This is a genomic window from Streptococcus oralis (genome assembly GCF_016127915.1).
GTDB lineage: Bacteria > Bacillota > Bacilli > Lactobacillales > Streptococcaceae > Streptococcus > Streptococcus oralis_BO.
In genome coordinates, this window is record NZ_CP066059.1 from 804,476 (window position 1) to 830,245 (window position 25,770).

A 25,770-nucleotide genomic window follows, 5' to 3' on the forward strand; every position below is an offset into this window, starting at 1 on the left:
ATTTAATTGAAAAGTATTAAATAACGATAGATCTATAACATAGAAAAATGAATACAAGAAAAATAGTAATAATAACAAAAAATTCAGATTAAATTTTATATAAAATTTCAAGTTCAAACCTACATTTTCTTTTTACTAATTATCACTTAATCTCACTACGAACGCACTGTAAAGCCGCTGCTATAACTTGATGCATATCATAATATCGATAATGTCCTAAACGACCGCCAAAAATAACATTTTTATGTGCTTCTGCAAGTTTCTTATACGATTGGTATAAACGATTGTTACGATCATTATTAACCGGATAGTATGGTTCATCTCCCTTTTTCCATGTTTTAGAATGTTCTTTAGTAATAATAGTTTTTTCTTGATTCCCAAACTCAAAATGTTTGTGTTCAATAATGCGAGTATATGGGGTATCAGCATCTGTATAGTTCACAACTGCATTTCCTTGGTAATTCTCCATATCCAATGTCTCGTTTTCAAAACGAAGACTACGGTACTCTAGTTCGCCCAACTTATAGTCGAAGAATTCATCAATCATACCCGTAAAGACAATCTTAGGAAACTCTTTTAGATATTGCTCTTTATTCGCAAAGAAATCAACATTTATTTCTACATCAATATTTTCATGATCCAACATTTTTTCAACTATTTGAGTGTAACCACCAATTGGAATTCCCTGATAGGTATCGTTAAAATAGTTGTTATCGTAGGTCAGGCGTACTGGCAAACGGCGAATGATAAATGCTGGAAGTTCTGTAGTTGGCTTGCCCCACTGTTTCTCTGTATAGTCTTTGATTAATTTTTCATAGATGTCTGTACCTACAAGAGAGATTGCCTGTTCTTCCAAATTTTCAGGAGTTTTCCCATTTAAAACTGCACGTTGTTCATCAATCTTAGCTCGTGCTTCTGCTGGCGTTACAACTCCCCAAAGTTTATTGAATGTATTCATATTAAAAGGAAGGTTATAAATCTCTCCCTTATAGTTTGCAACAGGAGAATTTGTGTAACGGTTAAACTCTGCAAATTGATTTACATAGTCCCAAATTTCTTTATCAGAAGTATGAAAGATATGTGCACCATACTGATGTACTTGGATACCTTCCTCTTCACGAGTATAAATATTTCCCGCGATATGATCGCGTTTCTCAATCACTTTTACTTTTTTCCCTTTAAGCGCAGCCTCATGTGCAAATACTGCACCAAAAAGTCCTGCACCTACAATAAGATAATCATAATTTCCCATTTTTTCTTCCTCTTTCACTTTCCTTATCACACTTACAAAAGACGCATTATAAATATGAGTAGTAGTTGAATTTAAACTCTACTACTTCGCCCCTTCCCTCATAAAGACCACTTTAACAGTCTTTAACAATATTTCGATATCTTTCCAGATTGTCCAGTCATCAATGTAGGCTACATCTAATTTGACAACTTCATTGAAATCCGTGATTTTACTACGACCACTTACCTGCCATAGGCCAGTAATTCCAGGTTTAAAACTGAGACGGCGTTTCTGTTCAGGAGTATATTTCTCGTACTCATCCACTGTTGGAGGACGGGTACCCACCAGACTCATATCTCCCATTAAAACATTCCAAAACTGTGGCAACTCATCTAGGCTAGTCTTACGGATAAAGCGCCCAATTGGAGTGACACGTGGATCATCATCGACTTTAAACATACCACCTTGCATGGTATTTTGTATCAAGAGTTCTTGCTTTCTCTCCTCAGCATCTACACGCATAGAGCGAAATTTATAAAAAGTGAAATGTCGACCATTTTTTCCAATACGCGTTTGAGAAAAAATCGCCGGCCCACCATCTTGTCGAATCATCGGAACCAAAACAATGCTCACCAAACCACAAATAATCAATCCGACAATCGAACCGACAATATCAATGAACCGTTTGGCAATGACATGACTGGTCTTATAAAATTTTGTAGAAAACGTGATAACATTCAGCCCTGCCATCCCACGAATCTTTTTATCACTACCTAGATAGTTATTAAAAGCATTCAGATTAACTGTCACGTCAATTCCCATTGTCTCAAAAAGTGAGATAAACTCCCCGATGTCGTACTCTTCACTTGGTAGATTGATAAAGACTTCATCAACAACTTCATGAGTAGCAAAGTCTAAGATGTTCTCAGCAGGTACAGCCGTTAAGGATTGATGCTGAAAATCAGGCTGGTCTAAAACACTGACCGCCACCAAGTTCCAAAAAATTTCTCCCGACTCTATCAGCCTATCAATGACCTTTTCAACCCTAGAGGTCGCTGTTATCAAGAATATCTTCTTACTCCCCTTGAGATTTGGAAAGATGCGTTTTCTATAGTGTTTAATGCACAGATTCAACAAATACAACAGAATAGAGTGTATTATCAAAAAGTAAAGCATTCCTCGTCTAGAGATACTAAAACGATCTTCTAAGAAAAAATTCGAAATACTGATAGCTAAAGCAAAGAACACGATATACTTTGTCGTGTTGATAAACTCTGCTAAATAACCCCTTTTAAAAAAATCATGCCCATAATCACTGATATAAAAAATAAAAAAATGAAGAATGAACAATATAATAACAGAAGTATTTACAATCTCTGTTTCCTTAACAAAACTAAGTAAATAAGCTAATAAAATGACAAGAAAACTCTGGATTGCCGCCAAAGTAATCTTCAATCCCTTTTCTTCCATAATCTATTCCCTAAGCTAACTCTTACTTTTTCCCATAGGAGCCATAAGCCCCATATGATCCATACTTCTCAACTGAAGTATTGAGTTTATTAAGCACAATTCCTAAGAATGGTTTGCTTGTTTGTTCGAGTTGTTCTTTAGCTTTTTGGACATCACGACGATTTGTTTCACCAGCAGCAGTTACCAAAACAGAAGCGTCACATTGCTGCGTGATAATCGCCGCATCAATAACAACTCCAATCGGAGCAGTATCTACAACGATGTAGTCAAAGTACTTGCGTAAGGTGTCAATCATGGTTGCAAAATTCTCACTTTGTAGCAAAGCTGTCGGGTTTGGTGATACAGAACCCGCTTGAATAACAAACAAATTTTCAACATTGGTTTCACATAAACCTTGTGATAGGTCTGTTGTGCCTGACAAAAACTCTGTTAGGCCTGTAATCTTTTCCCGTGATTTAAAGACACCTGACATGACTGAATTACGGATATCCGCATCAATCAACAGTGTCTTATAGCCTGCACGCGCAAAAGCCCAAGCAATATTGGTAGAAGTTGTTGATTTTCCTTCCCCTGGTTTCACAGATGTGATCGAAATCACTTTCAAGTTATTCCCGCTCAGTTGAATATTGGTGCGAAGGGCATTGTAGTACTCTTCTGCTTTTCTTGCCAAATCTAATTTTTTTTGTGCAATTTCTAACGTTGGCATTTTTCTCTCCTATTTCAATTTATCCAAATTTGGAACTACTCCCAATAGTGCAATTTGCATAACATCCTCAATATCTTCTGGACGTTTCACTCGTGTATCCAAGAGCTCAACTAGGAGAACCGTGACAACCATCACAACCGCTCCCGCAAGGAATCCAACCATGGTATTGCGACGAATATTTGGTGAAGATGGCGATGTTGCAGGACGTGCTTCTTCAAGCGTTGTCACATCCGAAACGCGAGTGACGCTGATAATCTTTTGAGCCGCAACCTCTCTCAAAGAGTTGGCGATACGGCTAGCTTCCTCAGGTGCACGGTCTGTAACAGAAATCGATACAATACGCGTATCCACTGGAACTGTTACCTTGATTTTACTAGCTAGACCTTTTGGAGGGAGTTCTAGTTTCAAATCAGTCGCAACCTTCTCTAAAACGTCTTGCGAGAGAATGATTTCGCGATAGTCTTTTACCAAGTAAGATCCCGCTTGCAAGTCTTGGTTGGTCAAGCCAGGCTTATCTCCCTGATTACGATTGACCACATAAATTCGGGTCGTACTCGTAAACTCTGGCTTCACAATAAAACTACTGTAGGCAAATGCTACTATCCCTGTCACGAATGCTACCAAAGCAATTAACAGTTTTCGCTTCCAAAGGATTTTAAGCAAGTGAAATACATCGATTTCCATCATATTTTGTTCTTTCATTTTTTCTCCTAAATCAATTGATCCATTATTATTTTTCGGGGATTATCCTTAAAAAGTTCCTTAGCCTTATCTTCACTGTATTTTTGGGCAATGATATCATAGGCTTCCTCCATATGAGGAGGTCTGTGATCCAAGTTGTGCATATCACTTGCTATCACGTGAACCAGATCTCGTTCCAAGAAATACTGGGCTCTCTTTTTCATAAATTTATAGGTTTCTCCGAAGAGTTTTGGTTTCAAAACATGAGAACTATTAACCTGAGTATAACATCCCATATCAATCAGCTCTCGCACGCGCTTTTCATTGTTTTCTAAAGCATCGTAACGTTCAATGTGGGCAATGATGGGTGTAATGCCTAGCATTAGAATATTACTCAGCCCCTTATGCATGTCCCGATAGGCTGTATTCATACTAAACTCAATCAAAGCATAGCGGCTATCGTTGAGGGTTGGGATTAATTTCTTTTCTAACTTCTCAACAACATCCGGAGTATAGTAGATTTCCGCTCCATAGGCAATGATTAAGTCATCCGCAACTTCCTTAGCCATTTCTCGCACCTTTAGAAAGTTGGTTGCAATTTTTTCTTCAGGAGTTTCAAACATCCCTTTTCGTCTATGCGAAGTGGAAACGATTGTCCTTACTCCTTGACTGTAGGCCTCTCTAAGAAGTTTTTTACTTTCCTCTATCGACTTTGGACCATCATCCACATCAAAAACGATGTGCGAATGGATATCTATCATGCTACTTGCCCTCCATCACATCATTGATAGCGGCTTTCGCAGCGGCCAAGCTACTTTCATCAATTTCCATCATGTAGAGGTTACTATCTGGCATAGCGTATGAAGGAAGATCCGTGCGTCCAGTTCCCTTCAAGTCTTGAGAGTTGACTTTGTAGTTCCCGCCACTCTCCAATTGAGTATTAACCAGATCCATCATAGTTTCCAAAGGCATATTGGTCTGAAGAGAATCTTGCAATCCCTTGATGATGTTATCGTAGTTTTTTAAAGCCTCAGTTGACGTCAACTTCTGAATAATAGCTACAATAACCTTTTGTTGGTTCCGACCACGATCTCGATCTCCATCTGCTAGAGAGTAGCGCTCACGGACAAAACCAAGAGCCTGCTCAGAGTCTAAATGAACATTCCCAACAGGATAATACTTCCCGTTAGTATGTGCTGTAAACTCCTGATCATTATAGACATCAACGCCACCTAAAAGGTCAATCAATTTCAAGAAAGAAGTAAAGTTCAAGCGCACATAATAGTTAATATCCACTCCATAGAGATTTTCCAAAGTATGAATCGACGAGTCCACTCCATAAATCCCAGCGTGGGTCAATTTATCCTTTTGATTATTTCCCCCATCCGCAATCGGAACATAGGAATCTCGAGGTGTTGTAGTCAGAAGGATTTTCTTGGTATCTCGGTTCACAGTCATTAGAATATTCACATCTGAACGAGATACTGAACTAATCGGACCATAGGTATCAATACCACTCACATAAATATTGAAAGCTTTATTCTTCGATACCTTTGGAGCCGCAACATCCTTAGTTAATTTTTTTGTATAGATTTTTTTGATTTTTGAAGCATAATCTGGATACTCTGCTTCAATGATATTTTCAAAGACACTATTTAAGACAATTGCTTTAGTTTCGCCAGAAAGCAGACTCTTATAAGCTGCTAGATAAGAAGCACTCTGTTCAACTGTCAAGTCTTTACTCTGTGTCGTCTTAATATCCACCACCAACTTTTGGATATTATCATTATCTGTTTCAGTCGGACCTGCTACACTATCCAACTGGGTCACATTTTTGATGTCACTGTCTTTTAAAACGACCACACTCATCGAATACTCTGAGTAGTTTGAGGTCGCATTGATATGGTTGGTAAAACCGACAAACTGTTGCAAAGCATAGAGAGAAACCGAGCTAACTACGATAGCAAGTGTCAAAAAGAAAACCGTAAACTTCTCGGCTTTTTTATACACTATCAGAAGGATTGCAATTACAGCAGAAATAAAAATAAGAACTGCAGTAAGGATATTGAGGTACCGAAAAGCTAAGATATTATGTTTAAAAATTAAGAACAGCAAAAAACCACTCAATAATAAATAAATGGTCACTAAAACTATATTAACATTTTGTTTTACATTCCCTAAACGAGCTCTCTTTGAACGTCTACTCATGATAATCCCCTATACACATTAATAGTTATAAATATTATATCACAATCATGATGGAAATTCCATCCATCCTTGCTATTTTCAGCGTTTTCATTCGCTTTTGTTCTCTTAAGTTACTCTAAAATATGATCAAAGTTCCGAATGCCATTCTACACAAAAAGACAAGGCGCTCAGGGGCAACCTTGTCCGCAATCTTATTTTACGTGGTTTTCAAACTCTTTTTGGCTCTTTTCAATAGCCTTTTTACTTTCTGCTTCCCACTTAGCCTTGGCCTCGTCAAATTGTTTCTTGGTAACAGGGTCTTTTTGCAATCTCATGTACTTATAATTATTTCCGTCACCCTTGATCCCTACTAGGGAGTAGGCACGTGTAAAGGGAGTTACTTTGGTTACAGAGGCTGTACCACCATTTGACATAGCAGACATGACTAGAGAATTGTCAATCATCCAAGCTTGAGCTTCAGCGTATTTTTCATAACGCTTAGCGACATCTTTGTTCTCAGCATCTGCTTCTTTCAGGAGTTGCGTATAGGTATCGAGTCCCAGACTCTTAACGAGCTCTTGGTCTTCCTTGGCGTCAAGACCAAAAATCTTGAGATAGAAGCCAGTTTCAGCATTGAAGGGGTCTAGATAAGTTGATGGATCCTGGTAATCACCAACCCAGCCATCAAAGTTTAGGTCGTAGTCACGAGCTGCTGGATTTGGTGCTAGGAAGGCAACATTTCCAAAGTCATCTGTAGAAAGCTGTTGAACATCAATGACGATATTGTCAGAACCTAGTACTGTTTCAAGGGTTTGTTTAACCGAGTTCATACCAGAAACCGCATTTTTATTTGTCTGATCAACAGGGACATCCAAATAGATTGGGAAAGTCACGCCTTGGGCTTCCAATTCCTTTTTAGCTTCCGCAAATTTTGCTTGGGCCTTTTCCTTGTTAAAGTAAGCATCTTGAGCGTCTGCCAAATTGATGCCTGACCACTCAGTTCCGTAGTTCACAAGCTTAGAAGCTGTTACTTCTCCAAAGGTCTTATCTCCCACCTGGACAAATGTTGGGGGAACCAGAGTATTACGAAGGGTTTTGCTCGCTGCTTCTTCACCGTTAGATTGAGCAGAGTAGGCTGTTCGATCAATTCCAAAGTTGATAGCCTGACGGAAATTTTTATTTAAGATAGCTGTTTGAGCTGATTTCTTTTGTTCGTCCGTTGTTTTAGCGGTATGATTATAGGTTTTGCGGTTGACATTAAAGTTAAAGTACCAAGATGTCTTGTCTTGTAAGCTATAGACGATATTGTCTTGGTATTTTTCTTTTGTCTTAGCATAGTTCGAACTATTTGGATAGACTCCTGCAATAGAGTAAGCACCACTTTCAAAGTTTCGAATGGTCATTTCCTGATCTGACCCATCAAAGTAGGCTAACTTCACTTTTTCAATGGTTACTTTATCATGGTCATAATAGTGTGGATTCTTCACATATTCGATCGAAGATTTTGATGTGAAATCTTTTAACAAATAGGGACCGTTATAAAGAATACTGTCTGGTGTCAAGGTACCAAAATCTTTATCCTTTGATTTCAAGAACTCTTCGTTGACTGGGAAAAGGATACTGTTGGTTGTCTTTGAATTCCAGTACGGTTCTGGTCGAGTTAAAGTGTACTCTACTGTGTAATCATCCAAGGCTTTGACACCAACAGTTGAAAAATCATTAGTCACACCCGTCACATAGTCATTCAATCCCTTGATTGAATTTTGGATCAGATCCATGGCTTGTCCCTTGTTGTCCGCGGCATATTTGATCCCAGTAACAAAATCCTGAGCTTTGACTGAAGCATACTCCTCACCGTCAGCTGTATACCACTTGGCATCTTTTCTAAGCTTGTAGGTATAGGTCAAACCATCTGATGAAACAGACCAATCCTCCGCAAGAGCAGGTACGAGGTTCCCATAGCTGTCATTTTCTAACAAACCATCTACAAGATTGGTAATAACAGCAGTGTTATCTGCATAATAATCTAGAAGATAGTTAAAAGTTGTTGGATTTGCACTAAATGTTGATGAATAAGTGCTAGTATCTGTGTTGGACTGTCCACATGCAGAGAGCAAAATCCCTGTCGCTAAGACAAGACCTGTCCCGATTAGTCTTTTTTTCATTTTGATCATCATTCACTCCTTTATGTCACTTTTTATAACATAACCATATTTTATCAAATTTATTCAAAAATGTAAAGTTACTGCTTTTATGACAACTGGTATCTCAAAATAAAAAAGGAAGCACAGTTTCTGCAACTTCCTTTTCTATTTATAGATTACTTGACGTGTTTTTCAAGTTCTTTTTGGTATTTGGCATTTGTTTCGATTTTTTCTTGTTGCCATTTCTTGAAGGCTTCTTCGTATTCTTTTGCAGTCACAACGTCATTTTGCAACTCCAATCCTTTGAACACAAATGGGTCTCCCTTGATTCCGACTTGAGAGTATGCTTTTGTGAATGGTACAGTTCGGCTAACAGTTGGAGAACCACCTGAAGAAGCAACTGGGATTAAGAGCGAGCTATCAGACACCCAAGCTTGTGCTTTGGCGTATTTTTCATAACGCTTATTAAGGTCACTGGTTTCAGCTGCAGCATCATCCAAGAGTTTCTTGTATTCGTCCAGTCCAACTTGAGCCATCACTTCTGGGTCTTTTCCGCGATTGATACCCAAGTGTTTAAGGGCAGAACCCTTCTTAGCATCAAGAATGTTGAGGTAGGTAGCTGGGTCTTGATAGTCTGGTCCCCAACCAGTTCCGTTCAAGTCATAGTCTTTTTGGGATGGAACCTTGGCTTGAGACGTAATGTTCATTTTCTCATTATCGGTCATTTGAAGGACATCGACAATGACATTTTCAGTACCAAGTGATGATTCGATAGACTGCTTGAGTGAGTTGGTTTGTTGAACCGCGATTACATCTGTTTGTTCAACCGGGATATCCAAATGGATTGGGAAGGTAACCCCCTTGGCTTGCAATTCTTCCTTGGCTTTAGCAAAGGCTGCCTTAGCTTTTTCAGGACTGTAAATCGTATCCTTGCCATCTGTAAGGGTTACATCTTTCCACTGGTCTCCATATGAAACGAGCTCTGCCTGAGCCAACCCTCCAAAGGTTTTTTCACCTACTTGAACGTAGTCATGAGGCACTAGGCTGTTACGGATAATCTTGTCCGCACCTTCTTCACCATTCAACTGAGCAGTATAAGAATGACGGTCAAGGGCAAAGTTCAGCGCCTGACGGAAGTTCTTGTTGAGAAGAGCTTCTTTCGTTGATGTTTTTTGAGCTTCGTCTGTCTTAGCTGTTTTATTATAAGATTGGCGGTTTACGTTAACAGTGAGGTAGTAGCTTGTCGCTTCTTGTGGACTGTAAACAATCTTATCGCCGTACTCTTGTTTAGTTGACTCAAAGTTTGAGCTTGTTGGGAAGAGACGAGCTGTTGTATAAGCTCCTTGTGTAAAGCTGCGAATCAAAGATTCTTGGTCTGATCCATCGTAGAAAGTTAGTTTAATATTGTCAATCTTAACATTGTCCTTATCCCAATAATTTGGATTCTTTTCATATTCAATGACTGATTTTGAAGTCAATGATTTCAAGAAATAAGGACCATTATATAGGATACCCGATGGGGTTGGTGCACCATAGTCGCTCCCTTTAGAATTCAAAAATTCTTCATTAACTGGGAGCATGGTTGCAGTTGTGACCTTAGAGTTCCAGAAACTTTCTGGTTTGTTGAGCGTGTATTCTACCGTGTAATCATCAACAGCCTTAACTCCTACGGTAGAGAAATCATTGCTCTCACCATTAACATACTCTGCCAAACCTTTGATAGAATCCTGAATCAAAGAAAGACCATCCGATTTTCCGTCAGCAGCATGTTTAAGCCCAGTAACAAAGTCTTTGGCCTTAACTTCAGCATATTCTTCTCCATCAGAAGTATACCATTTTACACCCTTACGAAGTTTGTAGGTATAAGTCAAACCATCCTTTGAAACAGACCAGTCTTCTGCAAGTGATGGAATTAAGTTCCCATACTTGTCATTTTCCAAAAGACCATCAACAACGTTTGCTATAACGTCAGAAGTTGAGCTCTTGCTCGTCACACTATAGTCCAAAGAAGATGGATCCATAGCGTAGACATAAGAGAATGTCTTGGGAGCATCCGCCTTCTTTTCACTTTGCCCACAAGCAGTTAACAGTAGGGCTACGCTCAAAACAGCACCTGCTCCTAAGAGCCACTTTTTCGATTTCATAAGTAATCTCCTTAAAGATAGTGTTTTCACCATTATACCCTATTTTTTCATAAAAGCAAGGGCTTTCGACAGATTTTTTAGAAAATTCTAACAAATATTTTTCAAAGGCTTTTCTATATAATTTTTACCAAAAAGCAAAAAAAGTGAACAATTGTCCACTGGGAAAATCAAATTTTAACAGATATACCCGGAGATTCTGAACAAAAAACATCCAAGAAAACATTCTTGAATGTCTGGGAAGATTGATGACTCCATTTGGCCTATCAGCAAACTGGAAATGTTGATACTATGGCCTCATTATCTCAAATACTGCTGTATGAATCCACTCATTATGAAGGTATAAGTCATTTTCTATCATTCTACTAAGGGTGAAGCCATTTTTTATAAGCACCCTCTGAGAGGCCAGATTATCCGTTGCCGTTCCTGCAATGATTCTATTGAGACCATAAGTCGTGAAGGCCTTGTCTAAAACGAGTTTAACCGCTTCGCTAGCATAACCTAAGTTAGTAACATTTTCCCCAATCCTATACCCAAGCTCTGCTGTTTTTCGATCATTCTCTAAAACACTTAAATTGACTCTTCCGACCATAACACCTTGCGAATCTCTGATAAGATGCATGTAGACAGCCCGATTCGTTTGTTCCGCTAACAATTCCCTCGTGATTTCTTTAAAACCTTCTAAATCAAAATAGTTAGCTGGTCTAGGAGGTAAATTTCGTTCAAAATACTCTCGATTTTCTTTTTCAAAAGAATAAACGTCTAGACTATTTTCTTCGGACAACAGCTCTAAACTAATCATTACAAAACATCCCTTCTCTTCTTAGTTAAAATATTGCTAGATAGAGTTTGACTACCTTTGATTAGGATCCCCTTTTTCCTTATTACGATAGTATGTAATAAACTCTTCCTGACTGTTGACAATATGCTCCTGCCCATCTACTGAGTTTTCCGCAGGATTTTTCACATCGTCAAATAAATTCGTTCCTTCCTTATACAAGAGCTGATAAATTGGCACTCCATAAAATGCCTCATTCACAAAAAACTGGACTAGACCTAGCAACTCCTACTCTAATTTTTGCAACAGCTTTACAACTTGCTGATTATCAATCCTCACATAGTATACACCACTATCATTGACAAGTTTATCCTCTTTATACTTAGCAATCTTTACAGCATAAAGACCCCTTGGTAGGGGTTGGTTGGCAAAAAATTCCTTCATGAGCGCTTCAAGCTCTTTAAGATAGTCATCATACAAGAGATCTCTTTTTTCTTTTGGAACGAAATATTGAAATTCAAATATTGGGATAAGAATCTCTTTTTGGAAAAGATATTGAGCATCCATTGGGTACATTCCTTGCAGAGCTTGACCCTTGCTTTGATTTTCCTCTAATATTTCATTATAAAGATAAATATTATCAGATTGGTTATTAAATTCAAAACCAATACCTTGATACTTCAAATCAGGAAGTTTAGGATCTTTGATTGAACTGTCCAGTGTTTTTAAAAATTCGCTGGTGCCTGGACTAACTTCAATCCCTAAATAGGCTAGTTCTGGGAAAACATCATAAATTTTTTTATAATTCTCGTGATCAACCTCTGCATCTGTCTTTCCATATGTTTCATTTTTCGAAAAGCGAGTATAGTATTTAAATCGAGTTTTAACCTGATAGGTTTTTCCGGCTATATTTCCACTGTAGGTACCATGGATTATAAATCCTCCCACGCTTGTATAGTTTTTCTCGTATTTTTCTAACTCAAACTGTCCTGTAAGACCGTAATTTTGATAAGAACGATGCACAGCCTACTCAATCTCAGTTCGACTTGCATGGGCAAACAGCCCCCACATATCCATTAGAGCAAGAATAGGACTACTCACTATGAAGATTACAACTGGGATCACTATGGATAAGCAACCTATTAATAGCCAATTTCTTTTCTTGACCTTTCCTTCAGATTTTTTAGTAGTTCTCTGTCTCCTTTTTAAGATTAGAATGAGCAAACCCAAAAGCACCAATACTAGTAAAACCAATCTACAATCTCCTTTTACTTTGGATAGCTGTTAACAGATGTATAGGAGACTGACAGAAATACTCGTCTTACTTGCTAACTTATCCTGAATTCCATAAACTCGTCTGAAACGAGGAACAATCCTTGTCTCATTATACCACATGAGAGATACCGTGAGAAGATGAGAGAAGTAAAAAACACCCTATGGTGCGAACCCTGAAGTGTTGTAAATGCTATATTGTAACAGGTTCTTAAGGTTTTGAGGCAACTGACTTTGTCAGATTGCAGCCTCATTTGTAAGTGACTAAAGTCGCAACAACTGTGTCAATTGCACCAATTTAAGTATGAAAGTACAAAAAGAACACCCCGAAAGGTGCTCTTTGTAAGTATCGTAATTCTTTCGAATGAACGTTTACTAAATTGTGATACTTTACGAGCTTTCTTAAGATCTGGTTGGAAAGTGTGGGTTTCAGTTGGGTTAAAAACAGCACAATATCAAGGCTTTTCAGAACGATATCTACTGATTCATTTCATAAAATTTGAACCAATATTTTTTAAATAGGGGAATTTCTTAACACAAAACTTTCAATCCTATCCTCTTCCTTCTTATCCTAATAAAGTTTGTAATATTGGAATAACAACGATAAATAGAACCGTACTTAGAGTCACTACATTCGTAGAGAATTCCACATCTCCTTTTCCCTGATTAGCAAGGATTGGGAGAACAGCTAGAGCTGGCGTAGCGGACTGAATCATAAAGGTCTTAAATTCTACTGTCGCCATATTTGGGGAAAAGAACTTCAATACAAGAAGCATGATTAGAGGAGCTAGGATAAAGCGTCCAACTAAAGTGACAATCGTATCTTTATCAAAAGCAATGGTATTCAAGCCTGCCTTTGCAAGAACGATACCAATATAAATCAGAGATAGGGGAGTGACGATATTTCCAACATAGGTTAAGGTATTCGTTGCGAAATCTGGAATAGGAATTCGGAGAATCAAAAATAGTAGAGCCACAAGAAAACCTACAAGCGGAGCTGGTAGTAATTTCTTCCAGTCAAATTTACTTGTCTTCTTGCTTTGACCCGATTTACTATCGCTCGTCATCAAATACACGCCCAATGTCCATGTGGAAATCGTATTGGTGATATAGTAAATTAAGCAATAAGGCAGAGCCTGATCCCCAAAAAGAGCAACGTTTAAAGGTAAACCAATAAAAATAGTATTAGCATTCACAAAGGTATTAATCATGGTTCCTCGTCGTCCTGGACGGACCTTAAAAACCATAACTGCAATATAAGCTACAATATATCCCAAGATAAAGGCCACAAATGTATAAAGGAGACCTCCAGAAAGACTGATTAGTTTATCTAGTGTTAGGTATTTCATCACCGACACAAAGATTGACGCTGGCAAGGCTACATTCATGATCAAACGAGATAGGTTAGGTCCAAAGGCATCTCCAAACCATCCCTTCACCTGAAGAATATACCCCAAAACAATGATAGCGATAATCGGAATGATACTCGTAATCGAGGTTAAAAAGAGTGACATAGGTATCCTTTCTAAATTACTTAAGTCCACAGCCCATATAAATTTGTCGCTAGTGAAGGATAGGCAGCAGCAATGAATTATTTATACTCTGGATACCACTTCAAATCACGAACGGCTTTGGCCATATCTGTTTCCTTAGCACGCGCAAGACCTTGCTCTTGCGCTTTTTTAGCGACTGCTTCTGCTACTTTAATAGAAACATCTGCTACATACTTGAATGGTGGCAAGACAGGAGCTCCTGGTTGACCTGGATTGACAATACCACTCAATGAATGAGCCGCTGCTCCAATCATTTCATCAGTCAAAAGACTTGCTTCAGAAGCCAGCATACCTAGACCAAGACCTGGGTAAATCAAGGCATTATTGGCTTGACCAATCACATAGTCGACACCTTTATAAGAAACTGTATCAGCAGGAATTCCTGTTGCGACAAAAGCTTTGCCATCTGACCATTCAATCAAATCTTTGGCACTAGCTTCTGCTAGTTTGGTTGGATTTGACAAAGGGAAGATCATCGGACGCTCTGTGTTTTTACACATAGCTTCTACTACTTCTTTAGTGAAGGTATTAGGCTGAGTCGAAGTTCCTACAAGAATGGTTGGCTTCACAGTCTTCACTACTTCAAGCAGGTCAGTCAACTTGTCTGCGTTACTAAAGTCAGCACGTTTCTTAGCAAACGGTTTTTGCTCAGGAGTTAGGTCATCCATGTCATCAAAGAGAAGACCTTGTTTATCAACCATAAAGAAACGTTTATAAGCTTCTTCTTTAGAAAGACCTTCACTAACCATTTCACGAAGAACACGAGAGGCAATTCCTGCACCCGCAGTACCACCACCATAGCAGAGATAAACTTGATCTGTTAATTTTTCACCACTAATATCCAGTGAACCAAAGATACCACCCAAGGTAACGATTCCTGTGCCTTGAATATCATCATTAAAAGTTGGAATTTGTTTCCGGTATTTTTCAAGAATATTGGCAGCATTCAAGCGACCGAAGTCTTCCCAGTGAAGGTAGAGTTTAGGAAAGAGACGTTCTGCTGTTTGAACAAATTGGTCAACGAAGTCGTAGTAACGATCTCCGCGAACCCGTTCGTGACGATTCCCTAAGTAATTAGGATTGTTACGAAGTTCTTCACGATTAGTCCCTGCATCAATGACTAAAGGAAGGACCATAGAAGGATCGATTCCAGCAGCACCCGTGTAGACCATCAATTTCCCAACAGAAATATCGACACCATTTGTTCCCCAGTCACCGATTCCAAGGATTCCTTCTGCATCTGTTACAACAATGAGACGAATCTCGCGATTCCCAGCAGCATTTTTCAAAGTGGCTTCAATATTTTCAGGATGATTGATATCAAGATATCCCGCATATTGTGGATCTACAAAGAGGTCACTATAGCCTTCAATAGTATCTGCAATAGTTGGATCGTATACAATTGGATTGAATTCCTCCAAATGATGAGAAAAGAGGTAATAGAAAAGAGTCCGGTTGGTATTAAAAATTTCCATTAGGAAAAGACGCTTTTCCAAATCATTGGCTTTTGTTTGCATCTGTGCATAAGTTTGCGCCGCTTGTTCTTCAATCGTTTGAACATAAGGTGGCAATAAACCAATAAGACCTAGTTCCTTCCGCTCCTCTAAGGTAAAGGCAGTTCCTTTATTGAGGAAAGGGTTGTTTAAAATATCATGTGCAGTCATAGTGCAACCTCCTTTTTACTTCTATTATACCACTTAAAACGAATTGTTTAGAAAACTTTGTTGTTTAAAAAATACAATCGTGTACGCATATGTTATAATGAGTCTACGAAGACAATTTCTAATAAGCTCTTTTATACTTAAAACACTACTGTTAATGGCACTTTAAGTCGTTATATTTTATAAAGTTCTGAACTCATAAAACTCTCGATGATCACTCTTTACTAAAAGTTTCGAGTAAAAGAAACTAATCATACAAATTGGCAATCCGAATTAAAATAAATATTATATAAGTTTGTTATATAGTACTTTGTATTTTTTAAGGTGTTTTTTTGTCATACAAAACTTGTATTCTATTTATATGACGAATAAAAACTATTTACAACAATATATTTCCCAAAAAGTGAAATATTTTCGAACACAGAAAAAAATGAGCCAGGAAGAACTTTCAGAACAAGCGGGACTTGGGCTTAAGTATATCAATCAACTTGAAAACCAAAATGTGAATCTGACCATTCACAGTCTTGAAAAAGTGATTGTCGCCCTAGAGATGACCCCAGAGGAATTTTTCAATTTTGATAGCCTTGAATCAACCTCTGATAAGACCGACAATCTTTCACTCAAAAGAATCAACATGAAGATTAAACAGCTCCCTATTGATAAACGAGAAAAGATGTTGGTCATTTTTGAAAGTATCTTAGATAACCTTTGATATCCCTGACTCACTTACATTTTAACCGGTGAATACTCGTATAGTCAAATTGTAGGATACGGATAAAAAGTATTTATCTGGTGATTTCCACTTATTTTCCTTCTCCAACTAATGAAAGTGAGCCCATATGAATTTAAAAGATCTACAATATTTTTATGACCTCTGCCAACTTCAATCCTATACGGAAGTAGCAAAACAACACAAAGTCAGCCAACCATCTATTTCTTATGCCATCAAGCGCTTAGAGGAATCTTTTAATTGCAAATTGGTTCACCATGATCCCTCGCATCGTTCCTTTAAACTAACTCCTCAAGGACAAATCCTTCTGAAGCATACAGAACTGATTTTGCCTGAGGTCATTTCTACTCGCAAAGAAATTAATCGTTCCTTGGCGCATTGCTCTACTGTAGGATTCCCTCCTATTATCATTCAGTATCTTTTCTCTGTCTTAAATAAAGAAACTGAATTTGATTTTTTAAAAAAGGTACGTCCTATTCGTGGTGGATCCGTAGAATTATTAAATCTTCTCCTTAAGGGAGAACTAGATGCGAGCTTACTCGGATTGATTGAACCACTCAATCATCCTTCAATAGAGACACATGAACTCTTTCATAAAGAACTGTATGTCGTTTTATCTAAGAACCATCCTCTTGCTACTGCTCCTTCCTTCGCTTTTGAAGATTTAGTAGATCAATCCTTTATACTTTTAGACGAACACTTTGTTCATCTGAAAGCTTTTGAACTACTTAATCAAAAGCATCAAAACAAGGCAGAAATATTCTTTAAGAGTGACGACATTGTCATCATTAAAGAACTTTTAAAGAAAGGGATTGGCGTTAGTTTACTGGCAGATATCGCACTTTCTGATGAAGATGATGATTTAATAAAAATCCCTCTAATACCGGAGGACCAGATAACATTTACAGTTTATTACGCTTATCTCAAATCAACTACACTGTCATCAGAAGTAGAAGCCTTATTTAATCTCATTAAATCATATGAATAGAAAAAAACTCTAACTATCAACTACCTGATAGCTAGAGTTTTTTACATTATAGGTATTAGACTAAAGCACGAAGAAATAGGATATGATCGCCGAATTTTTCATTTACCTGATACCATTCAACGAGATTCCCAATTATAAATCTACAAAATGTCGATAAAAAAAGAACACCCCGAAAGGTGCTCTTTGTATGTATTGTAATTCTCTCGAATTAACGTTTACTAAATTGTGATGCTTTACGAGCTTTCTTAAGACCTGGTTTCTTACGTTCAACTTTACGTGAGTCACGTGTAAGAAGGCCTGCGCGTTTCAATGAATCGCGGAAGTCTGGGTCTACTTGAAGAAGGGCACGAGCGATACCGTGACGAATAGCTCCTGCTTGACCAGCGTATCCACCACCTACAACGTTAACGAAAACGTCGTATGAACCTACAGTTGAAGTAACTGCGAATGGTTGGTTGATAACAAGACGAAGGTCAGCGTGTGGGATGTACTCTTCAACATCTTTTTTGTTAACAGTGATTTTACCAGTTCCTGGAACAAGGCGAACGCGTGCAACAGCGTTTTTACGACGTCCAGTACCTGCATATTGTGCTTGTGACATACTTTATTGTTCCTTTCCTTAGATAAGTCCTGAAATATCAAGAACTTCTGGTTGTTGTGCAGCGTGAGTGTGCTCAGCTCCAACGAATACTTTCAATTTCATACCTTGAGCGCGGCCAAGAGTATTGTGTGGAAGCATACCTTTAACTGATTTCTCGATCAAACGTACTGCATTTTTAGAACGAAGTTCACCAGCAGAGATTGATTTCAATCCACCTGGGTGGTTTGAGTGAGTGTAGTAGATCTTATCAGTTGCTTTTTTACCAGTTAATTTAACTTTTTCAGCATTGATAACGATTACGAAGTCACCTGTATCAGTGTGTGGTGTGAATGTTGGTTTGTTTTTTCCGCGAAGTACGCTAGCAACAACTGCTGAAAGGCGTCCAAGAGGTACATCAGTTGCGTCAACAACGTACCATTTGCGTTCTACTTGGCCTGGCTTAGCCATGAATGTAGTTTTGTTCATGATTTCTCCTATATGAATATCGTTTTTGTTTACAGGGCGGATGTTCCGGTCCGCGGGGTATTTGAAAGGTTCCGGGGCCTTACAAATGGGGTAAACAATACCGTCTACTATCATACCAAATTTTACTACTAAAAGTCAATAGATATGAAAAATATTTTTGCCGATTTCAGTGTTTAACATCTAGAAAAACCTCGCTTTTGCGAGGCTCTCCTATTTATAAGCTAAAGCACGTTTAAAGGTTTTCCAGATTCCCAAATCATCCGTTTGAAGGACTAGACTAGCATACATACGTCCGATAAAGGCTGTTGCAGTGACTGCAAAAACAACCGTTATGGCAAGGGAAATCCAAGCTTCTAGACCACTTGCATACCCATTTATAGCTCGAAACGGCATAAAGAAGGTCGAGATGAAAGGGATATAGGAACCAATTTTCAGAACTAAATTGTCCCCTGCAGCGCCTAGAGCAGTCACTCCAACGAATCCTGCCATAATCAAGATCATCAATGGTGACAAGGCCTTTCCTGAATCCTCAGGACGAGAAACCATAGAACCTAGAAAGGCTGCCAAAACAACATACATAAAGAGACTAACCAAGACAAACAATAAGGTATTGAGCGAGAAAGCCTCTCCTAGATGATTTAAAATACCAGATTGAGCCAAGATTGGTAGGTCTTTAAAGAGCAGAATGGCAGCCAGACCACCCACGACGTAAATCCCAATATGGGTCAAAATCACAAGGAGCAGAGCCAGCATACGAGCGTAGAAATAATGGCTAGCTCGGATACTAGAGAAGACTACCTCCATGATTTTGGTCCCTTTTTCACTAGCTACTTCCTGAGCAGTGACGCTAGCATAGGTAATCAAGATCATATAAAGGAAAAATCCTAAGCCCAATGCCGCCATGTTCTGCACTGTTTTTTTATTTTCTTTAGCTTCATCAATCTTCTCTGTATAGTCAACAGTTTGACTCAAGTATTTTTCCTGCTCTTGAGACAAATTAGCTGCCGAACGATTCAGTTGATATTGCAGTTCATTTAGCTTATTGGTTACAGCCAGCTTGATGCCACTTTCAAGAGAAGTTTCACCGTGATAGACGGCCTTGAGAACACTGTCCTCTTGGTCAATGGTTAGGTAACCCTTGATTTTCTCATCCTTGATAGCAGCTTGAGCACTGGCTTCATCCTTATAATCAAAATTGATACCATTGGTACCCTTGAGTCCCTCAGCTACAGATGGCACTGTTGTTACTACTGCTACCTTGCTATTTTTAGCCATCGAAGAATTTTGGAGATAGCCGATTCCTACAGATAATCCTAAAAAGAGGAACGGCGAAATCACCATAAAGAAGAAACTCCACGACTTGACATGTCGAAGATAGGTTTCCTTCATTACAACCCACATATTTCTCATACTTCCACCCCTGATTCTAGTTTAAAGATTTCATCGATTGTTGGAGCTTGTTGGTCAAAGGTCGCGATGTATTGACCTTGAGTGAGGATGGGGAAGAGTTCCCTTCCAGCGTCCTCATCATCTAGGATTAATTTCCAACTACCTTGCTTGGTCAAGCTCACCTGTTTGACATGAGGAAGACTTTCCAGTTCTTCCTTGCTTCGTTCACTTGAAACAAAGAGACGTGTTTTCCCGTATTGATTGCGAACATCCTGAACAGGTCCATGCAAGACCACACGCCCATCTCGAATCATCAGGATATCATCGCAAAGTTCCTCGACGTTGGTCATGACATGGTCAGAAAAGATAATGATTGCACCACGCTCTTTCTCTTTCAAGATGACCTGTTTGAGCAACTCGGTATTGACTGGGTCCAAACCACTAAAAGGCTCATCCAGGATAATCAAGTCTGGCTCATGGATCAGGGTGATAATGAGCTGAATTTTCTGCTGATTCCCTTTGGAGAGGCTCTTGATTTTGTCGGTCAATTTGCCCTTCACTTCCAGTTTTTCCATCCATTGAGGGAGTTTTTCCTTGACCTCCTTAGCATCCATACCTTTCAAGGTAGCCAAGTAACGAACTTGCTCAAGGACTGTCAACTTGGGCATGAGGCTGCGTTCCTCAGGCAGATAACCAATCCGAGCATAGGTTTCCTGACGAATCTCCTGTCCATCCAGACTGATTTCTCCTTGATACTCCAAAAATTTCAACATACTGTGGAAAATCGTTGTTTTCCCAGCACCATTTTTTCCGACCAAGCCCAGAATCCTTCCTGGACTTGCCTGAAAATCGACACCAAACAAGACTTGCTTGGAACCGAAACTTTTCTCTAGATTTCTTACTTCTAGCATCTTCCACCTCCGAGATATGTTGCACTTATTATACTCCTTTTTGGTAGCCTTTACAACCTTTTATGTCCATTTTTATCGATATTATTTATAGTAAAAATCTACCAAATCTAAGGTTGTTAAGCGCTCTAGTAATAACTTAAGTATAGTTCATTAAAGGATTTCTGAGATAGTTTCCTCCTCAACTGTCGCTTTTCTCTTCTGAACTGTTCTCTTAAAGCTAAAAATCCACCCCGAAGGATGGATTGATGAGTTAACGCACTTCTGCATTGACTTTTTCTTCGAGTGATGCTTGGATTTTTTCCATGTAGCGTGCGACTTCTTCGTCTGTCAAGCTATCTTCTGGATTTTGGAAGGTCAAGCTATAGGCCATTGACTTCATACCAAGTCCCAGTTTTTCGCCTGAGAAGACGTCAAAGAGTTTGATATCTGTCAAACGTTTCACGCCAGCTGATTTGATCGCATCAACCACATCTTGGTGAGTCACTTCTGCCTTGAGAAGTAGAGCAATATCACGGCTAACCGCTGGGAATTTGGTAATTTCCACAAATGGAGTAGCTGGTTGAAGGGCTGCTTCAATAGCTGAAAGGTTAAGCTCAGCCACATAAGTCTCAGGAATATCGTAGGCCTTGGCAGTGACTGGATGCACTTGGCCAAGGAAACCAAGAACTTGGTCGCCGAGTGAAATCACGGCCGTACGTCCTGGATGGAGGCTTGCAATCTCAGCTGTTGCTGTATAAGTCACTTCTAGTCCCAAGCGAGTAAAGAGCGCTTCAAGGATTCCCTTAGCATAGAAGAAATCAACTGGAACTGCTGCTGTTTGGAAGTCTTGTTCCGCAACCAAGCCAGTCAAGGCAAAGGCAAAGCTGTTGATCTCATTTGGTAGATCCTCTTTTGGATTTCCTGTTTGTTCAAAGACTTTTCCAATCTCGTAAAGTGCCAAGTTTTTGTTCTTACGAGCCACGTTGTAGGCCACCGTATCAAGGATACCTGAGATCATATTTTGACGGAGGACTGAACGGTCCACTGTCATTGGCCACATGAGTTCTGTAAGGTTACTTGGTTGAGCTGTGAACTCAACTGCTTTTTCAGGAGTTGTGAGAGCGTAGGTAATGATTTCTGTCAAACCTGCCCCTTCAGCGATCGTACGAACTTGGCGACGCAATTTTTGTGTCGCAGTCAATTCACCAGCTGTACCGTCATCTTTGGGAAGACTGGTTGGCAAGCGATCGTAACCATAGATACGAGCGATTTCTTCAAAGAGGTCCGCTTCGATGGTAATATCCCAACGACGACGTGGAATGCTAACTGTAAAGCTATCTTCATTTCCAGAAATACCAAAGCCAAGACGACGGAAGACATCTTCCACATCAGCATATGAAAGCTCCGTACCAAGGACACGATTAACGTCTGCAAGGGTTGAAGAAACTTCCACATCAGAAGTGTCAAGTTCACCCGCTGAAACGATGCCCTTACGCACTGTCGCACCTGCAAGATCAGCAATCATGCTAGCTGCAGCATCCAAGGCCTCATTGACTGTTGCCACGTTGATCCCTTTTTCAAAACGAGAAGATGATTCCGAACGAAGGTTAAGGCGTCCGCTAGTCTTACGAATGGATGTACCATTGAAAACAGCTGCTTCTAACACAACGCGACTTGATTTTTCAGAGATTTCTGTAGCCTCTCCACCCATGACACCTGCAAGGGCTACTGGCTTGTCAGCCACAGTGATGACTAAGTCATTTGTTTCCAAGTCACGTTCTTCACCATCCAAGGTTACCAATTTTTCACCAGCACGCGCTTCACGCACATGGATGTCATTGCCTTCAAAGGTATCCAAGTCAAAGGCATGCATAGGCTGACCAAAGTAGAGTAGGATATAGTTGGTCACGTCGACCACATTATTGATGGGACGGATACCTTCATTCATGAGGAGATTTTGCAACCACTGTGGACTTGGTGCGATGGTCACATTGTCCAAGATACGGGCTGCATAGTATGGTGCCTTGTCTGTCTCAATGCCTACAGAAAGAGCGTCTGCTGCAACTTCATTTGTTTCTGTCAGAGTAAATTCTTTAAAGTTAACTGCCTTGTCATAGATGGCTGCTACTTCGTGCGCTACTCCACGCATAGAAAGAGCGTCTGCACGGTTTGGAGTGATGGAAAGTTCGATGATTTCATCATCCAAGTCTAGGTAAGAGAAGACTTCCTCACCTGGTACTGCATCTTGAGGCAAGATTTGAATACCATCTGCAAATTCCTTTGGCACAACTGAGTCAGAAATACCTAATTCACCAAGGGAACAAATCATTCCGAGAGACTCTAAACCACGGATTTTCCCTTTTTTAATCTTGTAGTTGTCCGCAATACGAGCTCCCGGAAGTGCCACCATGACCTTGATACCAGCACGCACATTTGGAGCACCACAAACGATTTGACGGGCTTCTTCTTCACCCACATTAACCTGACAGACATGCAAGTGAGTTTCCGGCACATCTTCGCAAGACAAGACCTCACCGACGACAATTTTTGAGAGACCAGCAGCCGGTGATTCGACACCTTCGACCTCAATCCCTGTAGTTGACATTTTTTCAGCCAACTCTTGTGATGGCACGTCAATGTCCACCAATTCTTTTAACCATTTGTATGATACTAACATAATTCTGATTGTAAGATCCCAGTAAGAGAGACCTTTTCAATTCCTTTCTTTTTCTTTGAATCAGTCCTCACCATTTCTCATTGAGAGAAAATGACTAGGACTGTATAGGACTGTGTTTCAGATTTCAATCTTATTTAAACTGTTCTGAGAAGCGAACATCGCCTTGGTAGAAGTATTTAAACATAAATCTATGAGCAAACTCTTGCTATGAAGCTACATTTTTTATAGCAAAATATAACTTCCCAATTAAAATCTATTCATTCAATCTTCATAGAATGCTTAACTATTTCTTCACAACCACCTTGAATTAATTTTTTTAAATTTTGATAACCAGGATGATATACAGCATAAAAATTAAGTTCAATATTTAAATACGAGCTTTCTGAAACTTCTTCTAGCAACTCTTCTATAAAAAAACTAAAATCTTCACGCTTACTCTTTGCTAAAGCACCACAAACATATATATTTAATTTATCTTCTTTTGAATCCTGGGACAATATTTCTAATTGTTCAATTAATTTTTTATACGATTGTTTTCGGTAGTCCTTTTTATTATCATCCTTTACTGCCGAAATTACATTATCCATTACAGATTCAACAACATCAGAAAATAGATCAGTTACATATGATCCGTATAGATTTCTCCAAAATGTACTTGTTTTCATAGTTAAAAATCTTAAATGACGATCATTGATATTTGAATGATGAAATGAAGAAAAATTACTATCAGGGGATTGTTCTCTTTTAGCAGAGGGATTCACCATAAGTATTATATTTGAAGGATTTATGTAGTCTTTTTGATGGTTTTCAATAGCTTCTTCATAGGATATATTTTCAGATGTCGCTTTATCATTATTTTTAGATTCTTTATAAATCGCAAATGAAGATATATCACCAAACTTCTCTAAAAGTTTATTATAGTTTTGTTCCGAAATCATAAAATATCCTCGCGTTTGATTTCTTATTTAAACTGTTCTGAGAAGCGGACATCTCCTTGGTAGAATCCACGGATATCGTTGATTCCGTAACGGAGCATGGCTACACGCTCTTGTCCAAGACCAAAGGCAAATCCAGAGTATACAGCCGCATCGATTCCACTCATTTCAAGGACACGTGGGTGAACCATACCGGCCCCCATGATTTCGATCCAACCTGTTTTCTTACATACATTACAGCCTTCTCCACCACACTTGAAGCAGGAAACATCCACTTCAACAGATGGCTCTGTGAATGGGAAATAAGATGGGCGCAAACGAATTTGACGCTCTTCACCGAACATTTTTTGGACAATCAACTGAAGGGTTCCTTGAAGATCTGCCATAGAGATGTTTTTCCCAACAACCAAACCTTCGATTTGGTGGAATTGGTGACTGTGGGTCGCATCGTCCGTATCACGACGGAACACACGACCTGGTGAGATCATTTTCAAAGGACCTTTTGAAAAATCATGGGCGTCCATAGCACGCGCCTGAACTGGAGACGTGTGGGTACGGAGTAAAATCTCTTCTGTGATGTAGAAGGTGTCCTGCATATCACGGGCTGGGTGATCTTTCGGAAGGTTCATACGCTCGAAGTTATAGTAGTCTTGCTCCACTTCAAAACCATCCACGACTTGGTAACCCATACCGATGAAAATATCTTCGATTTCTTCACTGGTTTGTGTAAGAACATGACGGTGACCAGTCGCTACCGGACGACCTGGAAGTGTCACATCGATACTCTCGCTAGCCAGTTGAGCTGCGACTTTCTTTTCTTCCAAGAGTTTCGCTGTTTCCTCAAAGGCTGCTGTCAAGACATCACGAGCCTCGTTGACGTGTTTCCCGATGACAGGGCGCATTTCAGCCGATACATCCTTCATCCCTTTAAGGATTTCAGTCAGTGAACCTTTTTTCCCAAGGACAGAGACACGTAATTCTTGCATCTCTTTTTCATTTTCAGCAGTAATCTGCTTCAAGCTAGCCAGCGTTTCTTCACGAAGCGCTTTTAATTGTTCTTCAATAGTTGACATAATTCCTCCATCAGTCTCTCGTAGATAAAAAGAAAACCACATGCCAAAAACTCCACTCGGAGCGTTGACACGCGGTACCATCCGTTTTCATCTGACAAGTCAGACCTTCATTTCTAAATCCATGCGCAAGTGAATTCACCCAGCTTTCATATAGAGAGCTTGCAGTCACGGCTCTCCTCCCTGATATACTTCCCTTGA

At 39.3% G+C, this 25,770-nt stretch carries 21 protein-coding genes and 1 pseudogene; 2 read left to right on the plus strand and 20 right to left on the minus strand.

Translation table 11 applies throughout. The annotated features are described in order from the left end of the window. Positions 1 to 142: 142 nt before the first annotated feature. The 13 genes and pseudogenes from glf to I6H78_RS03865 all read right to left on the minus strand — a co-directional run bounded on the left by glf (position 143) and on the right by I6H78_RS03865 (position 15,827). On the minus strand, positions 143 to 1,252 hold the full coding sequence (glf, locus tag I6H78_RS03805; RefSeq protein ID WP_198460130.1) for a UDP-galactopyranose mutase: 1,110 nt from the start codon (positions 1,250 to 1,252) through the stop codon (positions 143 to 145). 81 nt (positions 1,253 to 1,333) lie between these two features. Next, positions 1,334 to 2,701 carry a sugar transferase gene (locus I6H78_RS03810; protein WP_198460131.1) on the minus strand — a complete coding sequence of 456 codons (1,368 nt, stop codon included), beginning with the start codon at positions 2,699 to 2,701 and terminating at the stop codon, positions 1,334 to 1,336. Positions 2,702 to 2,723: 22 nt separating this feature from the next. Then, positions 2,724 to 3,407, minus strand: coding sequence for a tyrosine-protein kinase (locus tag I6H78_RS03815; RefSeq protein WP_049489809.1), 684 nt, complete (start codon positions 3,405 to 3,407; stop codon positions 2,724 to 2,726). A 9-nt stretch (positions 3,408 to 3,416) separates the two neighbouring features. Further along, the gene (gene cpsC, locus I6H78_RS03820) at positions 3,417 to 4,109 is read right to left on the minus strand and encodes a capsular polysaccharide biosynthesis protein CpsC (RefSeq protein WP_000664126.1); all 693 of its coding nucleotides are present in this window, start codon (positions 4,107 to 4,109) and stop codon (positions 3,417 to 3,419) included. 8 nt (positions 4,110 to 4,117) lie between these two features. Then, the gene (gene cps4B / locus I6H78_RS03825; protein ID WP_198460132.1) at positions 4,118 to 4,849 is read right to left on the minus strand and encodes a capsular polysaccharide biosynthesis protein Cps4B; all 732 of its coding nucleotides are present in this window, start codon (positions 4,847 to 4,849) and stop codon (positions 4,118 to 4,120) included. A 1-nt stretch (position 4,850) separates the two neighbouring features. Beyond that, the gene (gene cpsA, locus I6H78_RS03830) at positions 4,851 to 6,296 is read right to left on the minus strand and encodes an LCP family glycopolymer transferase CpsA (RefSeq protein WP_198460133.1); all 1,446 of its coding nucleotides are present in this window, start codon (positions 6,294 to 6,296) and stop codon (positions 4,851 to 4,853) included. Positions 6,297 to 6,487: 191 nt separating this feature from the next. Further along, on the minus strand, positions 6,488 to 8,449 hold the full coding sequence (locus I6H78_RS03835; RefSeq protein WP_198460134.1) for a peptide ABC transporter substrate-binding protein: 1,962 nt from the start codon (positions 8,447 to 8,449) through the stop codon (positions 6,488 to 6,490). A gap of 146 nt (positions 8,450 to 8,595) precedes the next feature. Further along, complete coding sequence (locus I6H78_RS03840) at positions 8,596 to 10,563, minus strand: peptide ABC transporter substrate-binding protein (RefSeq protein WP_198460135.1); 1,968 nt, start codon at positions 10,561 to 10,563, stop codon at positions 8,596 to 8,598. Positions 10,564 to 10,849: 286 nt separating this feature from the next. Beyond that, positions 10,850 to 11,362: a GNAT family N-acetyltransferase gene (locus tag I6H78_RS03845; RefSeq protein ID WP_198460136.1), complete on the minus strand. Its 513-nt coding sequence runs from the start codon at positions 11,360 to 11,362 to the stop codon at positions 10,850 to 10,852. Positions 11,363 to 11,413: 51 nt separating this feature from the next. Further along, complete coding sequence (locus tag I6H78_RS03850) at positions 11,414 to 11,578, minus strand: hypothetical protein (RefSeq protein ID WP_193750114.1); 165 nt, start codon at positions 11,576 to 11,578, stop codon at positions 11,414 to 11,416. 48 nt (positions 11,579 to 11,626) lie between these two features. Further along, positions 11,627 to 12,592: pseudogene (locus I6H78_RS03855) on the minus strand (hypothetical protein). A 584-nt stretch (positions 12,593 to 13,176) separates the two neighbouring features. After that, positions 13,177 to 14,124 (minus strand): AEC family transporter, encoded by a 948-nt coding sequence (locus tag I6H78_RS03860; RefSeq protein ID WP_198460137.1) that lies wholly within the window; start codon positions 14,122 to 14,124, stop codon positions 13,177 to 13,179. Between the two features lie 77 nt (positions 14,125 to 14,201). Next, entirely contained in the window at positions 14,202 to 15,827 is a 1,626-nt protein-coding gene (locus tag I6H78_RS03865; RefSeq protein WP_198460138.1) for a malolactic enzyme, read from the minus strand. Positions 15,828 to 16,185: 358 nt separating this feature from the next. Between I6H78_RS03865 and I6H78_RS03870 the strand changes: the two genes are divergently transcribed. Further along, positions 16,186 to 16,536, plus strand: coding sequence for a helix-turn-helix domain-containing protein (locus I6H78_RS03870; protein ID WP_025168989.1), 351 nt, complete (start codon positions 16,186 to 16,188; stop codon positions 16,534 to 16,536). A 127-nt stretch (positions 16,537 to 16,663) separates the two neighbouring features. After that, the gene (locus I6H78_RS03875; protein ID WP_198460139.1) at positions 16,664 to 17,542 is read left to right on the plus strand and encodes a LysR family transcriptional regulator; all 879 of its coding nucleotides are present in this window, start codon (positions 16,664 to 16,666) and stop codon (positions 17,540 to 17,542) included. 208 nt (positions 17,543 to 17,750) lie between these two features. Here I6H78_RS03875 and rpsI read toward each other — a convergent pair whose 3' ends face one another. From rpsI to pheS, 7 genes are all read right to left on the minus strand, one after another. Next, positions 17,751 to 18,143 carry a 30S ribosomal protein S9 gene (gene rpsI, locus I6H78_RS03880; protein WP_000075969.1) on the minus strand — a complete coding sequence of 131 codons (393 nt, stop codon included), beginning with the start codon at positions 18,141 to 18,143 and terminating at the stop codon, positions 17,751 to 17,753. Positions 18,144 to 18,161: 18 nt separating this feature from the next. Beyond that, positions 18,162 to 18,608: a 50S ribosomal protein L13 gene (gene rplM, locus I6H78_RS03885; protein ID WP_002876943.1), complete on the minus strand. Its 447-nt coding sequence runs from the start codon at positions 18,606 to 18,608 to the stop codon at positions 18,162 to 18,164. Positions 18,609 to 18,818: 210 nt separating this feature from the next. Continuing rightward, positions 18,819 to 20,018, minus strand: coding sequence for an ABC transporter permease (locus I6H78_RS03890; RefSeq protein ID WP_198460140.1), 1,200 nt, complete (start codon positions 20,016 to 20,018; stop codon positions 18,819 to 18,821). Beyond that, complete coding sequence (locus I6H78_RS03895) at positions 20,015 to 20,908, minus strand: ABC transporter ATP-binding protein (RefSeq protein WP_198460141.1); 894 nt, start codon at positions 20,906 to 20,908, stop codon at positions 20,015 to 20,017. The genes I6H78_RS03890 and I6H78_RS03895 overlap by 4 nt, the downstream gene beginning before the upstream one ends. 250 nt (positions 20,909 to 21,158) lie before the next feature. Next, the gene (pheT, locus tag I6H78_RS03900; protein ID WP_198460142.1) at positions 21,159 to 23,564 is read right to left on the minus strand and encodes a phenylalanine--tRNA ligase subunit beta; all 2,406 of its coding nucleotides are present in this window, start codon (positions 23,562 to 23,564) and stop codon (positions 21,159 to 21,161) included. Between the two features lie 257 nt (positions 23,565 to 23,821). Next, on the minus strand, positions 23,822 to 24,502 hold the full coding sequence (locus I6H78_RS03905) for a hypothetical protein (RefSeq protein ID WP_198460143.1): 681 nt from the start codon (positions 24,500 to 24,502) through the stop codon (positions 23,822 to 23,824). Between the two features lie 23 nt (positions 24,503 to 24,525). Next, positions 24,526 to 25,572 (minus strand): phenylalanine--tRNA ligase subunit alpha, encoded by a 1,047-nt coding sequence (gene pheS / locus I6H78_RS03910; RefSeq protein ID WP_198460144.1) that lies wholly within the window; start codon positions 25,570 to 25,572, stop codon positions 24,526 to 24,528. Positions 25,573 to 25,770 lie beyond the last annotated feature (198 nt).

Bases quoted from the DNA above. Each gene is read 5' to 3' on its own strand.
- glf (WP_198460130.1), bottom strand. From the start codon at position 1,252: ATGGGAAATTATGATTATCTTATTGTAGGTGCAGGACTTTTTGGTGCA.
- I6H78_RS03810 (WP_198460131.1), bottom strand. From the start codon at position 2,701: ATGGAAGAAAAGGGATTGAAGATTACTTTGGCGGCAATCCAGAGTTTT.
- I6H78_RS03815 (WP_049489809.1), bottom strand. From the start codon at position 3,407: ATGCCAACGTTAGAAATTGCACAAAAAAAATTAGATTTGGCAAGAAAA.
- cpsC (WP_000664126.1), bottom strand. From the start codon at position 4,109: ATGAAAGAACAAAATATGATGGAAATCGATGTATTTCACTTGCTTAAA.
- cps4B (WP_198460132.1), bottom strand. From the start codon at position 4,849: ATGATAGATATCCATTCGCACATCGTTTTTGATGTGGATGATGGTCCA.
- cpsA (WP_198460133.1), bottom strand. From the start codon at position 6,296: ATGAGTAGACGTTCAAAGAGAGCTCGTTTAGGGAATGTAAAACAAAAT.
- I6H78_RS03835 (WP_198460134.1), bottom strand. From the start codon at position 8,449: ATGATCAAAATGAAAAAAAGACTAATCGGGACAGGTCTTGTCTTAGCG.
- I6H78_RS03840 (WP_198460135.1), bottom strand. From the start codon at position 10,563: ATGAAATCGAAAAAGTGGCTCTTAGGAGCAGGTGCTGTTTTGAGCGTA.
- I6H78_RS03845 (WP_198460136.1), bottom strand. From the start codon at position 11,362: ATGATTAGTTTAGAGCTGTTGTCCGAAGAAAATAGTCTAGACGTTTAT.
- I6H78_RS03860 (WP_198460137.1), bottom strand. From the start codon at position 14,124: ATGTCACTCTTTTTAACCTCGATTACGAGTATCATTCCGATTATCGCT.
- I6H78_RS03865 (WP_198460138.1), bottom strand. From the start codon at position 15,827: ATGACTGCACATGATATTTTAAACAACCCTTTCCTCAATAAAGGAACT.
- I6H78_RS03870 (WP_025168989.1), top strand. From the start codon at position 16,186: ATGACGAATAAAAACTATTTACAACAATATATTTCCCAAAAAGTGAAA.
- I6H78_RS03875 (WP_198460139.1), top strand. From the start codon at position 16,664: ATGAATTTAAAAGATCTACAATATTTTTATGACCTCTGCCAACTTCAA.
- rpsI (WP_000075969.1), bottom strand. From the start codon at position 18,143: ATGTCACAAGCACAATATGCAGGTACTGGACGTCGTAAAAACGCTGTT.
- rplM (WP_002876943.1), bottom strand. From the start codon at position 18,608: ATGAACAAAACTACATTCATGGCTAAGCCAGGCCAAGTAGAACGCAAA.
- I6H78_RS03890 (WP_198460140.1), bottom strand. From the start codon at position 20,018: ATGAGAAATATGTGGGTTGTAATGAAGGAAACCTATCTTCGACATGTC.
- I6H78_RS03895 (WP_198460141.1), bottom strand. From the start codon at position 20,908: ATGCTAGAAGTAAGAAATCTAGAGAAAAGTTTCGGTTCCAAGCAAGTC.
- pheT (WP_198460142.1), bottom strand. From the start codon at position 23,564: ATGTTAGTATCATACAAATGGTTAAAAGAATTGGTGGACATTGACGTG.
- I6H78_RS03905 (WP_198460143.1), bottom strand. From the start codon at position 24,502: ATGATTTCGGAACAAAACTATAATAAACTTTTAGAGAAGTTTGGTGAT.
- pheS (WP_198460144.1), bottom strand. From the start codon at position 25,572: ATGTCAACTATTGAAGAACAATTAAAAGCGCTTCGTGAAGAAACGCTG.